This is a genomic window from Paenibacillus sp. FSL H3-0329 (assembly GCF_037963285.1).
GTDB classification, from domain to species: domain Bacteria; phylum Bacillota; class Bacilli; order Paenibacillales; family Paenibacillaceae; genus Paenibacillus_AQ; species Paenibacillus_AQ odorifer.
This window is the reverse complement of sequence record NZ_CP150150.1, coordinates 201,895-214,439: the sequence shown is the minus strand read 5'-3', so window position 1 is coordinate 214,439 and position 12,545 is coordinate 201,895. Positions and strand designations below refer to the sequence as shown.

General features: G+C 43.2%; 13 protein-coding genes. 6 read left to right on the top strand and 7 right to left on the bottom strand.

Annotated elements, in window-relative coordinates:
• Window positions 1-3: 3 nt before the first annotated feature.
• Window positions 4-1,269, bottom strand: a complete 1,266-nt coding sequence (locus NSQ66_RS01040) for a class I SAM-dependent methyltransferase (protein WP_076141441.1) — start codon at window positions 1,267-1,269, stop codon at window positions 4-6.
• 25 nt (window positions 1,270-1,294) lie between these two features.
• Window positions 1,295-2,086 carry a nucleotidyltransferase domain-containing protein gene (locus NSQ66_RS01035; RefSeq protein ID WP_076141442.1) on the bottom strand — a complete coding sequence of 264 codons (792 nt, stop codon included), beginning with the start codon at window positions 2,084-2,086 and terminating at the stop codon, window positions 1,295-1,297.
• Window positions 2,087-2,315: 229 nt separating this feature from the next.
• Between NSQ66_RS01035 and NSQ66_RS01030 the strand changes: the two genes are divergently transcribed.
• The 3 genes from NSQ66_RS01030 (at window position 2,316) to NSQ66_RS01020 (ending at window position 4,822) form a co-directional block, all read left to right on the top strand.
• Complete coding sequence (locus tag NSQ66_RS01030) at window positions 2,316-3,629, top strand: WYL domain-containing protein (RefSeq protein ID WP_076141443.1); 1,314 nt, start codon at window positions 2,316-2,318, stop codon at window positions 3,627-3,629.
• Window positions 3,616-4,413: a WYL domain-containing protein gene (locus NSQ66_RS01025; RefSeq protein WP_076141444.1), complete on the top strand. Its 798-nt coding sequence runs from the start codon at window positions 3,616-3,618 to the stop codon at window positions 4,411-4,413. Before NSQ66_RS01030 ends, NSQ66_RS01025 begins: the two co-directional genes overlap by 14 nt.
• Before the next feature lie 187 nt (window positions 4,414-4,600).
• Complete coding sequence (locus NSQ66_RS01020; RefSeq protein ID WP_036687168.1) at window positions 4,601-4,822, top strand: helix-turn-helix transcriptional regulator; 222 nt, start codon at window positions 4,601-4,603, stop codon at window positions 4,820-4,822.
• Between the two features lie 135 nt (window positions 4,823-4,957).
• On the opposite strand, the gene NSQ66_RS01015 is transcribed toward NSQ66_RS01020, so the two are convergent.
• Window positions 4,958-7,111 carry a pectate lyase gene (locus NSQ66_RS01015; RefSeq protein WP_076101088.1) on the bottom strand — a complete coding sequence of 718 codons (2,154 nt, stop codon included), beginning with the start codon at window positions 7,109-7,111 and terminating at the stop codon, window positions 4,958-4,960.
• A 342-nt stretch (window positions 7,112-7,453) separates the two neighbouring features.
• Here NSQ66_RS01015 and NSQ66_RS01010 point away from each other — a divergent pair, with 342 nt between their 5' ends.
• Window positions 7,454-7,630, top strand: a complete 177-nt coding sequence (locus NSQ66_RS01010; RefSeq protein ID WP_169744731.1) for a hypothetical protein — start codon at window positions 7,454-7,456, stop codon at window positions 7,628-7,630.
• Between the two features lie 111 nt (window positions 7,631-7,741).
• Here the strand turns inward: NSQ66_RS01010 and NSQ66_RS01005 are convergent, their stop codons facing one another.
• Both NSQ66_RS01005 and NSQ66_RS01000 read right to left on the bottom strand, forming a co-directional pair.
• Window positions 7,742-8,062 carry a Crp/Fnr family transcriptional regulator gene (locus NSQ66_RS01005; RefSeq protein ID WP_080742373.1) on the bottom strand — a complete coding sequence of 107 codons (321 nt, stop codon included), beginning with the start codon at window positions 8,060-8,062 and terminating at the stop codon, window positions 7,742-7,744.
• 103 nt (window positions 8,063-8,165) lie between these two features.
• Window positions 8,166-8,366 (bottom strand): hypothetical protein, encoded by a 201-nt coding sequence (locus NSQ66_RS01000; protein ID WP_244886414.1) that lies wholly within the window; start codon window positions 8,364-8,366, stop codon window positions 8,166-8,168.
• A gap of 221 nt (window positions 8,367-8,587) precedes the next feature.
• On the opposite strand from NSQ66_RS01000, the gene NSQ66_RS00995 reads away from it, so the two are divergent.
• Window positions 8,588-9,058, top strand: a complete 471-nt coding sequence (locus tag NSQ66_RS00995; protein WP_162164288.1) for a DinB family protein — start codon at window positions 8,588-8,590, stop codon at window positions 9,056-9,058.
• A gap of 51 nt (window positions 9,059-9,109) precedes the next feature.
• A complete protein-coding gene (locus NSQ66_RS00990) occupies window positions 9,110-9,556 on the top strand; it encodes a YdeI/OmpD-associated family protein (RefSeq protein WP_036687161.1) in 447 nt (148 codons plus the stop codon).
• A gap of 235 nt (window positions 9,557-9,791) precedes the next feature.
• On the opposite strand, the gene NSQ66_RS00985 is transcribed toward NSQ66_RS00990, so the two are convergent.
• Both NSQ66_RS00985 and NSQ66_RS00980 read right to left on the bottom strand, forming a co-directional pair.
• Entirely contained in the window at window positions 9,792-11,108 is a 1,317-nt protein-coding gene (locus NSQ66_RS00985) for an NAD(P)/FAD-dependent oxidoreductase (protein ID WP_076141445.1), read from the bottom strand.
• A 31-nt stretch (window positions 11,109-11,139) separates the two neighbouring features.
• Window positions 11,140-12,447 (bottom strand): aminoacetone oxidase family FAD-binding enzyme, encoded by a 1,308-nt coding sequence (locus tag NSQ66_RS00980; protein ID WP_170914217.1) that lies wholly within the window; start codon window positions 12,445-12,447, stop codon window positions 11,140-11,142.
• Window positions 12,448-12,545: the final 98 nt, after the last annotated feature.

Below are 12,545 nucleotides of genomic sequence, written 5' to 3'. Positions count from 1 at the left end.
TGTCTATTCCTCCTTTCTTCGCACAATAGCGCATTGCGTCGTACGGATCTCGCCAACCCGGTCACCAACCATCAAATATTCGACCTCGACTGCTAAACCTTGAATCGTATCCAAAACCCATTGCCCGAACGCTTGCTGTCCCATTTCCCACTTGTGATCCTCATGCCGGAATCCTTCCAGCTCATAATAACGATTGAAATCAGCATTCGGTGTGGTCACAATAAGCTGTTGAAAATTCACATTACCGATTATTTGCTGAATAAGCTCTGCTGCCTCACCTTCGCTCATGTGTTCTACAACTTCTGTTAGAATCACATCAACCTGCTCCCCGTTGTACGACTCCAGAAAATGGTCCAGTGAGCCAAAGGTTGCAATGTTATCAATGTCCTTAGCTTTCGCTTTCCGATTCACAACCTCCAGCAGCTCCTCAGCTATATCTACCGCATAATAGGTACTCTCTATTTTCCCGGCAAACGGAATTGCATAGAAACCTTCTCCGCAACCGATGTCCAGAATCGGCTTATTGAATGGAAGCACACTCGAAATAAAAGTACGCCGCTGCATCGCAGTACCGCCATACTCCAGCCCAATAGAATACTGGTCCGTTTGTTCGATGGAGGCTTTATATCGCTTGAACCGTTCCTTTGAGGTAAGGAAATTCCTTGCAAATAGACTTCTTATATAAAAGGGTGCATCAATGACGTTAAGGCTGCGGATATATTTATCCAAAATAGCATCCGAAATATCTATGTACTCATCCCCAAATATGGATAAGAACAAGGACAGCACACCAACAACATGCAAGAGGTGATACAAGCTTTTATGTGTGGTAATCGTCAGTGAATAGCTCTTATGTGCCTGATGCTGCAAGGAGAAGGTATATCCCTTTAAATGCTTTTGGAAAAATTCAATATAGTGTATCCGCTCAACCTGAACCATATTAATGAAAAAAGAATGCTCATATCCTTCCGCATCCCGTTCATCCTGGGCTTTGAAGGGTGTAGAGAAAAACTCATTGACCGCATTAAGCGGAAATAGAGGTGTATTAAACCGGGAGACATTTAAATACTCAAAGCTCTCGCTTCCGTTCTGCTTGTAGGATATATCGTTATCTGCATCCTTAAAATAAACGTTATAAGTTGCCTCATCAGAATACCATCCATAAGCCACTCCCTGACGAACCGGACGAAGCTGCATACCTGTCACTGGATTTTTTTTAATTAAAAAAGTGAAGTTTGGATTCGTAGATTTCAGTTGTACAATAGCCACTACCATCTTCCTCCTATCAATCTTTCTATAGGGCCCGTCCCCATACTTCCTGTAAAGCTTCTCGAAATAGAGCATCCAGCTGATGATCTCTGTTGTTCTCCTTAGCATTCAAGGACGCCGCCACCTTATCCAACACTTGGAACTGTTCTTCTAAATAATCGTTAATCACGGTTAGCTGCGGTCCGTAGTCTAGTTCTTCACCGGATTTTTTTCGTGCCAGCAATTGCTGAATCACCTGCCACAGCTCTTCATCCTTCGGAATAAGCCGCTCTACCAGTACATCGAACTCCATCGGCGGCATCTCTCCATATCGGTGAGTCCACTCACAAGCTAGAACGGGACGAAGCACATAAAAGTACTTTTTGATCTTGACCTGTTCGCCTTGCAGATAATCACGGTAGTTCCCTCTTGCCATGTTTAAATAATGGTACATACAAGACTTCGGCGAAAATGTGTACGGGGAGATGCTTCTAAGCTTCTCTGCTATACTGTACTTTTCGGCATATTGAATGGGTGATTGCAGCCACTCCAGCAGCGGTGGATTTGACTTCCGGAATAAATTCAGTGCTTTACGCAAATCCCAGCCATTGATATCAAGCATATTGTTAATAGGACGCTCGATCACATCCCGCTTATCAAAAATAGATAGATACCATTCCGGTTTATGCAGATAAATAAATCTCACATCATAATCACTATCCTGCGATGGGAATCCCCAGGCCCGGCTGCCTGATTCGCAGGCATACAATATTGTAACTTGCTCCTCATATTCAATCTGTTCCAGCTGCTCACAGATAAGCTTGTTTATAGGATCCATCTTCATCCCTCCAGATCGGTTACTTCCCTATTCTCTACCATTGATACTATTCGAACGCCTCTTCAGAATTGCTTCGGCTTCATGGATCTATCTTCGCTCATCTTCCCTGTAACGAACAGGGCGGAAGTATGGCGGCGGCCAAAAATACTTCCATTTTATTCAACTCTGGTGCTTAATATAATAAGTACTACTATTTCTAATGGATTCGCTACAGGCTGGAGGGATACAAATGGCCCGGGAAAGTTTTGACAAGGAGATTCAATTTCTTCGCATGCTCTCTTTAGCGGGGGGAGCTTACAGCAGACAACAATTCGCCGATCGTCTCGGCATTTCTGTACATACCTATGACAAAACGCTGCGCAACCTGAAGGGCATGGTAACCGTCTTACAACAAGACCTGCCTACAGAACAAGGAACGGAACTCTCTGAGTGGCTCCGCTATAACTATTATGAATCTGCCGACCCGCTGCTCCTGTTCTTGTTCCGGGCGAAGTCGCTTAAGGAAACGGAGAGCATCCGGCTTACTCTACTATTAACTGCGCTTCAGACTCAGGAGCTAACGGCTAAAGATCTACAGGATGTCTGCAGTGAGCAAATGCCAACCGATTGTCCAATGCCCGATGAGAAGACCATCCGTGGAGATCTGAAATATCTTGAGGAAGTTGGCGTTATTCTTCGTGTAAATGAGGGCCGTCCTTATCGATACAAGGCTGCTAACGATCTGATTGATCAATTATCGGGCGATCAGCTCTTGGATCTTTACGACTATGTTGATGTCATCGCCAACACGCAGACTCCGTCGGTGCAAGGTTACCTGCTGCGCGACACCTTAAAAAAGGTCCTGCGGAAGCGGGGTTATAACCCCGAAGCTACGGAAACCCATAGATACAAATATAATTATCATTCACGTATTCTTGACGAGGCACACCTATACACAATTTTTGCAGCGATTCAGCAGCGAAAAAAAATTAAGTTTCTATATCTATCCCCTAAAAAGGGCAAAAACTACGCCTCTCAGAATACCAATCCTCTCTTTGAGCGGGAAACAAGGGGCGTCACAGAAACCGTTCTTCCGCTCCGCGTCATCTATGACCATCAATATGGGCGCTGGTATTTAATCGGACATAATTCACGTATGGGCATCATGAAATTCCGAATGGAGGGCCTTACTCAAATTGAGGAGGGCGACACTGTGGAAGAAGCAGAGTTTGCTCAGAAACTCAGCAATCTGGAAGAGCAGATGACAAACAGCTGGGTTATAGATACCACCCGTGCAATTAAAGTGGTGGCGAGATTTTATAACCCCAATCGCTCTGGTGTTAATTTTATTCGGGAGCGGGTTGAAGCGCAGGGACAGTGGGGAGTAATTACGGAAGAGTCCGATTCTACATTCCTTTATGAGATCACAGTGAATGGTATTTATGAAATTAAGCCGTGGTTACGAAGCTTTGGTTCGAGCTGCGAGGTATTAGAACCCCCTTGGCTGCGTAAGCAATTTATCGCGGAGTGGAAGGAGATTCACAGCTATTATGAATCCATTTGAGAAAATATTTAACTTCCAAATCATTTCACGCCTCGACGAAGTGGGTTCATTAGCGCTGACCTCCCAGGAACGTTCCTGGCTGAAAACCATGTTAATGCACCCGGCCTCAGAAGCAGCTTTTACACTGGATACCTTAAGTAAATTGAACGCCATATTGGAGGCAGAAGCGTCCACAGAAGTGCGGCAAATTATTATGGAGAAAGCTAAAAGCAAAGAGCGGCAGGTCTATCATCCAATGCTTCGTACACTCCGCTGTATAATCATGCAGAATCAAGCGATCCTTATTACTTTCCATATTAAGCATGGAGGCCAACGAACTGACCAAGCCGGGTTCCCTCATAAGCTGGAATACAACATGTATAAGCGGGAGTGGTATCTGCAATGGTATAGCACCCGGCAACGTTCTCTTATGTCCACTAAACTAAAAAACATTGTTTCTGTCGAAGCAGCTCCCTTCCCTGCCAAACGGATTGATGACTTAAAAGCAAGAATAACGCGATTATTAGAGGATCAGAAAGAATGTGCATGTATTCAAGTCATTCCCACCTTTAATGCTGAGCTGTCACGAATTCTGTACGCCTTTTCCTGTTTTGATAAGTCCGTGTCCTTTGATGAAAATTCGGGCATCTATCGAATCAAAGTCATCTACATGAGAGACGATAGCGAATTCCTATTGTCCAAAATCCGTTTTCTTGGCCTGCGCGTAAAAATCGTCGAGGGTGAGCATCTTAAGCGGCGCATGCTGAAATCCGCAGCTATGGCGATTGACCGGTATGGGGAATAACCGAGAATTAGTATAGGCTGGATTGAACTATCACGCTTATATAGTAAAGTAAAAGACACAGTTAAGATGTCTTTTACTTTACTTACAGCAGCTTTCTTAAAAACTGAGAGGTTTATTCTCATGAAAAGAAAATCCGTCTTATGCGTATAGTCAAGATGAAAACTCAGAGTTAGTGAGGCGATTAGAAGTGGGAAAGAGAGTTATAGTAAAAATATCAGAATTGACTAAAAAACATAAGATTTCCCTACGAGAATTGTCCAGAATATCCGATGTCCGACATGCTGCATTAAGTGAGTTAGCTAATGGAAAAAGGGAGAATATTAACTTTAGTCATATAAGCAAAATTGCAGAAGCTTTAAATATTGAGGATATTCGTGAGATTATTGATTTGGTTGATGATAAAGATTAATCAAATAAACACAAAATTGATAGTTTTTCAATCGACAATAACTCAAGTAATAAGACCATAAGAAAAAGCAAAGAAAAGCGACCCCTACAGGTCGCTTTTCTGATACTCCATATTAAAGTAGAGGCGGTCAGTTCCCTATTCCAGCTTCATATAATACAGATTCGCCGTACTATCTTTTGTAATGGTATGCGCACCTGCGGCCAGAGAGACAGTGGCAATGCCATTGGTTATAGGGTAACTTGTTCCATCCACTTTGATTTTCGTTCCCTCTGTGTTGAACACTAGGGTTAGCGCTGAAGCTTTAGCAGAAGTGAATTGAATGCTGGTTGCACTCTCAATTTTTAGACATTGGGATAGGGTTAAACCCTGATATGCCACAGTTCCCTTACTTGTTGAGAGATTGCCTTGGATATTGAAGAAGCTGCTTGTTGTTCCATCAGTAGTAAAGTTGTGAACGGTTGCTCCCGCTGTCGGCACTGGCGTTGTCGTCGGTGCTGGAGTCGCCGTTGGTACAGGAGTTGCTGTTGGAGCTGGGGTCGCTGTTGGCACAGGAGTTACTGTTGGCGTAGGTGTTACTGATGGAGTCGGAGTCGGATTCGTTGGGTTTGAATTCCCCCCTACAGAGACAAGTCCCGTTGTGTAGCCTCTGATTGCAGACATCAGCGCTGTATTCAGCGCATACGAAACGTCATCCACTGAATCATTAAATTCCCATGTGAAGTCTCCGCCATTCAGACGTCCGGCTTTTGCCATAACAATCTGTTCAACATTGCTTACGTTATCAATATTAGATACGTTCACTCCTGTATTTACGCTCGTGTCGAAGTTATTATAGGCTGTTCCGCCTTTTAGTGCTTTGTATGAGCTTGGGACGGTTTCATTTCTTGACGAAGCTAAGTAAGCATCAAATGAGGTAGCATTAGCAGGAGCTGTCCCTGTGTTTGAATTCGCATAGATGAGACTTGAAGCCTCTACAATAAGATTGTTATAGGCTTTAATCACACCTCCATTTTCGCCTGAGAACGTACCCTCCCCTAAAGCATCTGTACCTTGTAAGGAGATCATCATTGGAAATTTAGCATGTCTAAAATAATTAGATTCTACAAAAGCTGAAGCACCTGTAGTTACACCCACACCGTATTTGGAGATACCATCGAAAAAGTTGTTATAGATATGGACGGAAGCCACTCTAATCCGCGGATGACGGGAGTCCGAATGGTCAAACCAGTTGTGGTGGAAGGTAACAAAAAATTCAGCCGGCTCACTCAAACCAACTAGCGAGGATTTTCCGGAATCCCAGTAATGGTTGTAAGAGATTGTAATATAGTTGGATCCATTTTTAAGGTCTGTGGAACCGTCGCCCTTGGCTTGGTCTGCATCGCCTCCAGCAGCTCCATAAAAAATATCATTATTATGCACCCAGACATTCATATTGCCGGAATCCATTGAAATGCCATCGTCAGGGAATAACATTACACCCAGGTTTCTTACTTCCACATTACCTACATATCTTAGAAGCATTCCCCAACCGTACGCGTAAGCATCATTCCCGATACCTTCAATAGTAATATTCATTTCCGAATAATTGTTTTTACCTTTGACTTCAAGATACCCACTGCTGTTAAGCTGTCCACTCAGATCAGCAGCTGTAACTTTTCCGATAATTCGGATCGCAAGTGGAGTTGTATCATAACCTTTTTGTCTCAGTGTCAGAATACCACCCAGACCAACCCCTGTTTGTACAGCGCCGGAGCTGTTGATTTTCACACCAAGGGTTACGGTTTGCGCATTCTGAGATGTTATATACAGCACTTGAGCACCATTCTTGAGGGTTCCATTCTCATTATAAGCCCCTGATCCTGTACCATATTGCGAACTAGTCGAAAAAGCAAATCCTGAGCGGTCATATGACGTTACGGATAGTGGATTTGAAACCGCACTTACCGTCCCACCCCCTGACAAGGTAGCTTCAACTTTCATCACATAATTACCGGCTGCAAGCCCAACAGCATCTGCTCTCCAGTAGGAAGAATATTTGCGGATTAACTCATTATTAATTTGTTGATACCCAGAATCCGCTGCACTTGCCAATTTAACATAAACGTTATACCCTGTCGCATTGCTTACAGGTGACCATTCCACATATGCCGTTTCATTCCAGCCTCCACTGCCTGTTACCGCAAGACCAGCAGCATGCACCACCGTATTTGTCCATCCACCTACTATTAAAGAAAGAGCAAGAGAAAACAACACAACAATACTGGTTACCTTTGCAACTCTTTTTTTCATTTTATTTCCTCCCGATTTAATTTGTTGCAGATATTATTGTAACCGCTTGCAAAAAATGAAGTTTCTCTTTTCACCTCCTAAATATTTAGAAAGAGATCCTGCATCTAGCCCCTGTATCCCTTCGAAAATAATACAAATTCTGGAACCAGAACACGTTCAACATATCAAAACTAAAAAAGGTTCCGAAACAATCATTTACTCATATCTCCCATATCTAACCGTGTTCTGAGCTAATGATTATAGGACAGCGAATGGATTGTGATCATACAACACGAATAGCCACACAGTAGCCAGCACATAATAAAATTCACAACCATTAGGTAAACAAGGAGGAATTTTCAATTGAGCGCAAATAAACCAGACAAGAATCTGATCAACACTGTAAAAGATTTGGAAGCCACGCCCGTAAACAGCCTGGAAGCCCAACAGCAGCAACAAGCCCGTAATGATCGCCGCAAGCAATCTCAGCATGACAGCGACGGCAAATTCACGGAAAATGAAACCGGGAACTTTCATTAAAGTCGGGAATACTGTTGGAATCTTCTTTTTAAGCTGCAATAACGTAAAAAGACACCCTTCAAGGTGTCTTTTCTTTTACTACCTATGGAGCCGCATCATAATGTATTTCCTTTAATCAATACGTATCAACTGCTCATCCTGTAATCCAAGCAATGATTTTTTCACGGTCTCACGCGCCGTTCCTGTCATATCCGCCAGGTGTTGATGCGTTAATTTCAAATCGATTAGAACACCTTCATCAGAGGGCACTCCGTGCTGTTCTGTTAGACGCAACAACACGCGAGCAATACGCGTACGCACGTCGATAACGGTTAAGTTTGTTATTAATTTATTGGCATCACGCAGACGATCTAATGCTGTTTCCAAAATGCCGATTAGTATTTCCGGATTACTTTTTAGTAAAGTAATGAATCGCGTTTTTTCAAAATACATAAGGTAGACTTCTCAATGGTCCTTGCAGAAGCAGAGCGCGCTCTTTCATTTTGCAACAAAGCCATCTCTCCAAAGAAATCACCTACTCTAAAAATAGAGAGTACTACATCCCTAGAGTGGTTATCTTGATAGATTTGAACAACTCCAGATAGAACCAGATAGAGCTCCTCTCCCTCTTCACCCTCAAAAAGATGGACTCTCCTTTTATATAAGTACGCTCGCCACATACCTTAGTAATTTCAGCTAAATATTCATCATCAAGATGTTCAAAGAACGGAAAATCCTGTAACAGTTGTGGGTTCATCTTCTAGAGGTTCCTCCAGTATAAGTAATAATTTTTTTATGATTGAATCGCGAACCTATCCTATATTGCAATACTTTTAATTCAAGATAAATAGCGACAGCTTCATTAAATTATTATGTGACACAAATTTTCCAAATGCACCATCGTAAAATGGAAGGTTTTGGTTGCTGAGAACAAGAATAAAGTTAAGATTCTAAAATTCAAGAAGTGAGTTGATGAACATGAGTGATAAGATGGTGGCTGTTTTAAGAAGACAGTTTGATCCAACCGTAGAAATGTTGAAGAATCTTATCGAAGTATGTCCTGATCATTTTTGGAAGAATGCCAAGCATAAATACTGGAAGCATATATTCCACGCTACAACCAGCATGAAATTTTGGTTTAGGCAGCAGAAGGATGAAGAATTCAAAATACCTGACTTCGGTAAAGATATAACAGAAGACTTAGATAAGGAGTGCTCTGACTACCCTACTAAGGAGGAAATGACGACGTACCTAGAGGAGATATTGAGTGTGGCTCGTAATTTTTTTGATGAACTTACTGACTGCAGATTATTGGAACCATGTGTACTATACGAAGAAATAACTAAAACTGATGTTATCCTCATGCAGATAAGGCATGTTCAACATCATATAGGTTATTGCAACAGCATATTGAATTCGAATCACCTAGAAACAGCAAAGTGGCTATGATAAAATGAGTGACCGAAATCAGCTTCTTTACCACGAGGAGTGTTATTTAATATGGTTTATGAATTTGATAGTGAGATAAAGCTGCTGGAAGGTAAAATGAAATGGAAAGTAGTCTATTTCCCCTATTCAGTAAGGGAGATATTCAATACTAATGGTAAAGTACCTATTCAAATCTCTGTTGACGGGTACGAATTTGACCATACTTTATTGCCGTCAAAGAATGGGCATTATTTTGTTTATAACGAATTTATTCGAAGAGCATTACAAAAAGAGCTCGGTGATACATTACATATAATACTTAAGAAATGCGAGGAAAATCGTAAACTGATTGTGCCAGATTACATTACTACAAACCTTGAAGAGTACCACATGCTGAATACATTTCTAAACCAGCCTGATTACATTAAACGAGAGCAGATTAATTATATTGAGCTTGCTAAAAAGGAAGATACAAAAAATAGACGAATACTAGCTCTAATTGATAAACTTAAGGATTAATAAAGGGACGACAATAAAGTTGAGGTAAAATGAAGACATCAGAGTTAAGCAACGAATATTGATATTTCGCTAAACCCCAACAATCATTTTTAAATGAGCACCAAACTTTAAAAAATCACAAAAAGGCGATGAGAAACAACCCTCATCGCTTTCACATTACTAAAACCAGACTTGTTACAGCAAACCTCTGCCTAGTAATAGGTGATCGTTTAAGAGTCAGCAACCATCTGCCCCCTTACGTGGTGCTAGCACGTCGATCAGCAAGCGCCATCGCGGCGGCATAGCCGGAGCTCCAGGCCCATTGCAGGTTATAGCCGCCGCAATCTCCATCGACATCCATCACCTCACCTGCCAAATACAGTCCAGGGACTAACTTAGATTCCAACGTTCCTTCGGTTAGCTCCGTCGTATCGATGCCACCAGCTGTTGTTTGTGCATTAGTAAAGCTATTGGTATCGGTCACTTTAAATTCCCAACGCTTCAAGATTTTATAAAATATTTTTTTTGTTTTCCACGAAAGATCCTGACAAAGCAGGTGCAACTGTTGATCAATTCCAGCCTCCTTCAGCAGAACTGGAATCAGTTTCTTGCTGACGATACCTATAAGGGAATCGGCAACCGTCCGGTGTCCGAAGATCCCCCAGTGGATCTCCAGAAAATCAATTAACTCTTCCTCCGTGCGCTCCGGCATTAAATCAACCGACAATGTCACCGATTCTCCTATTCCGAGATTATACGCAGCCTTTCTGCTGAGCTGAAGTATGGGCGGGCCCGAAATACCATAGTCCGTAAAAAGAATCTCACCAGACTCAGTGCGGATGACTTCATTGTTTACGATAACATGGGCCTCTCCCTCAAATTTGATGCCCGATAGTTCCTTCAAATACGGATAATCCAGCTTCAATTGTACAATACCTGGCACCGGGTTGATCAAGGTGTGCCCCAGACGTTGGACAAGCATATAACCGGAGCCGTCCGTTCCCGTTTTGGGAGCGGTAAGGCCGCCTGCACATAGAAAAAGATAGTCGCTGGTATACACAACCTGTTCCTCTGTCTCCGTCTGGCAGGTTATCGCGAACCGCGGATGTCCCGCCGAAACGGTAACATCCAACACTTTATGTTTATAATATACGGGAACATTCCGATCCTCCAGCGCCAGCTTAAATACACCCGGCACCGAAGCCGCCTGCAGCGACATCGGATACATCCGGCCATTCTCCAAGCTTACAAAAGGAAGCCCGAGCGAGGAGAAAAATTCGATCGTTTGGCGGACACCGAATTGCCGCAATACATGTATTGGGAATCCTTCCTGATTACTGTGATACTTGCGTGATAAAGCGGCCGCTTCATCCGTACCGGTGGCGGTGGATTGGTTCGTAATGTTGCAACGCCCGTTACCCGTCGTTATTATTTTCTTCCCCAGCCGGTCATTGCTTTCAATAATTGCTGTATCAATACCTTGATCCCTCGCTGTAACTGCAGCCATTAGACCTGCAGCACCCCCACCGATAATGAACAGCTCGTGGTGCTTAGAAGTCTGATCCTTATACATGTTAATTGATGCATCCCTTTTCCTAATAAATTTATTGAATTGACTTAGCTAGCGCCATGGCGGCCACATATCCGGAACTCCAGGCCCATTGTAGGTTATAGCCGCCGAAGTCTCCGTCCACATCCATCACTTCGCCAGCCAAATAAAGCCCAGGTACTAGCTTGGATTCCAGCGTTCCTTCGATTATTTCCGACGTATCGATGCCGCCAGCTGTCACTTGTGCATTCGTAAAGCCATTGGTATCCGTCACTTTAAATTCCCAGCGCTTCAAGATTCGATAAAATTTCTCCTTAGTTTTCAACGACAGAGCCTGGCAAAGCAGCTGTGGCTGCTGATCTAAGCCGGTCTCCTTGAGTAGGATCGTAACAAGCTTCTTGTTAAAGATGCCAACGAGAGAATCTGCAACCGTCCGGTGTCCAAAAGTCTCCCAGAGCCTTTCTAAAAACTCAACTAACTCTTCCTCCTTGCGGCCAGGCATCAGATCCACCGATAATTTCACCTGTTCTCCTCTTGCAAGATGATACGCAGCCTTCCTGCTTAGCTGGAGAATTGGCGGACCAGTAATACCATAGTCCGTAAAGGCAATTTCGCCCTGTTCACTGCCGATGACTTTACCGTTTACAATAATATGAGCTTGTCCCTGAGATTTGATAGTGGACAGTGCTCTCATATTCGGATATTGCAGCTTCAGTTGCACAATGGCCGGTAAAGGCTCAATCAGGGTGTGTCCCAGACGTTCAGCAAGTGTATACCCAGGAGGTTCTTTTCCCGCATTTGGACCGGCAAGGCCACCCGCAGATAGAAGTAGATAGTCGCTAGTATAAACAACCTCCTCCTCTGTCTCCGTTTGGCATTTTATCTTGAAGCGCGGATGATTCTTCGAAACAGTAACATCCAACACTTTGTTATTGAGGTACACCGGAACATTCCGATCCTCCAGCGCAAGCTGGAAAATATCCAGCACCGCTGCTGCCTGCAGCGACATCGGGTACATCAAGCCATCCTTCAATCTTGTAAGCGGAAGCCCGAGAAAGGAGAAAAAATCAATGGTCTGACGGATGCCAAATTGCTGCAATACCGCAAGTGGAAATCCGGCCTGATTACTGTGATACTTGCGCGATAAAGCGATTGCTTCATCTGTACCCGTTGCAGTGGATTCATTTGTAATGTTGCAGCGCCCATCACCTGTCATTAATATTTTCTTTCCAATCCGGTCGTTACTCTCCAGAATGGCAGTATCGATACCCATATCCCGCGCGGTAACAGCGGCCATTAATCCAGCAGCACCTGCGCCGATAATAAACAGCTTGTGGTGCATAGAAGTCTGATTCTCATACATGGTTGATCAATGCATCCTTTATTCCAATTTTTCTAAAAGCACAGAAGCACTTTATTAAATTATAGCATAAGTGTACTGGTTTTCATTTATCTCCTTAT

What these genes read in the sequence shown, in the direction of transcription:
- NSQ66_RS01035 (WP_076141442.1), bottom strand. Translation starts at nt 2,086, where the DNA reads ATGGATCCTATAAACAAGCTTATCTGTGAGCAGCTGGAACAGATTGAA.
- NSQ66_RS01030 (WP_076141443.1), top strand. Translation starts at nt 2,316, where the DNA reads ATGGCCCGGGAAAGTTTTGACAAGGAGATTCAATTTCTTCGCATGCTC.
- NSQ66_RS01025 (WP_076141444.1), top strand. Translation starts at nt 3,616, where the DNA reads ATGAATCCATTTGAGAAAATATTTAACTTCCAAATCATTTCACGCCTC.
- NSQ66_RS01015 (WP_076101088.1), bottom strand. Translation starts at nt 7,111, where the DNA reads ATGAAAAAAAGAGTTGCAAAGGTAACCAGTATTGTTGTGTTGTTTTCT.
- NSQ66_RS01005 (WP_080742373.1), bottom strand. Translation starts at nt 8,062, where the DNA reads ATGTATTTTGAAAAAACGCGATTCATTACTTTACTAAAAAGTAATCCG.
- NSQ66_RS01000 (WP_244886414.1), bottom strand. Translation starts at nt 8,366, where the DNA reads ATGAACCCACAACTGTTACAGGATTTTCCGTTCTTTGAACATCTTGAT.
- NSQ66_RS00995 (WP_162164288.1), top strand. Translation starts at nt 8,588, where the DNA reads ATGAGTGATAAGATGGTGGCTGTTTTAAGAAGACAGTTTGATCCAACC.
- NSQ66_RS00990 (WP_036687161.1), top strand. Translation starts at nt 9,110, where the DNA reads ATGGTTTATGAATTTGATAGTGAGATAAAGCTGCTGGAAGGTAAAATG.
- NSQ66_RS00985 (WP_076141445.1), bottom strand. Translation starts at nt 11,108, where the DNA reads ATGTATAAGGATCAGACTTCTAAGCACCACGAGCTGTTCATTATCGGT.
- NSQ66_RS00980 (WP_170914217.1), bottom strand. Translation starts at nt 12,447, where the DNA reads ATGTATGAGAATCAGACTTCTATGCACCACAAGCTGTTTATTATCGGC.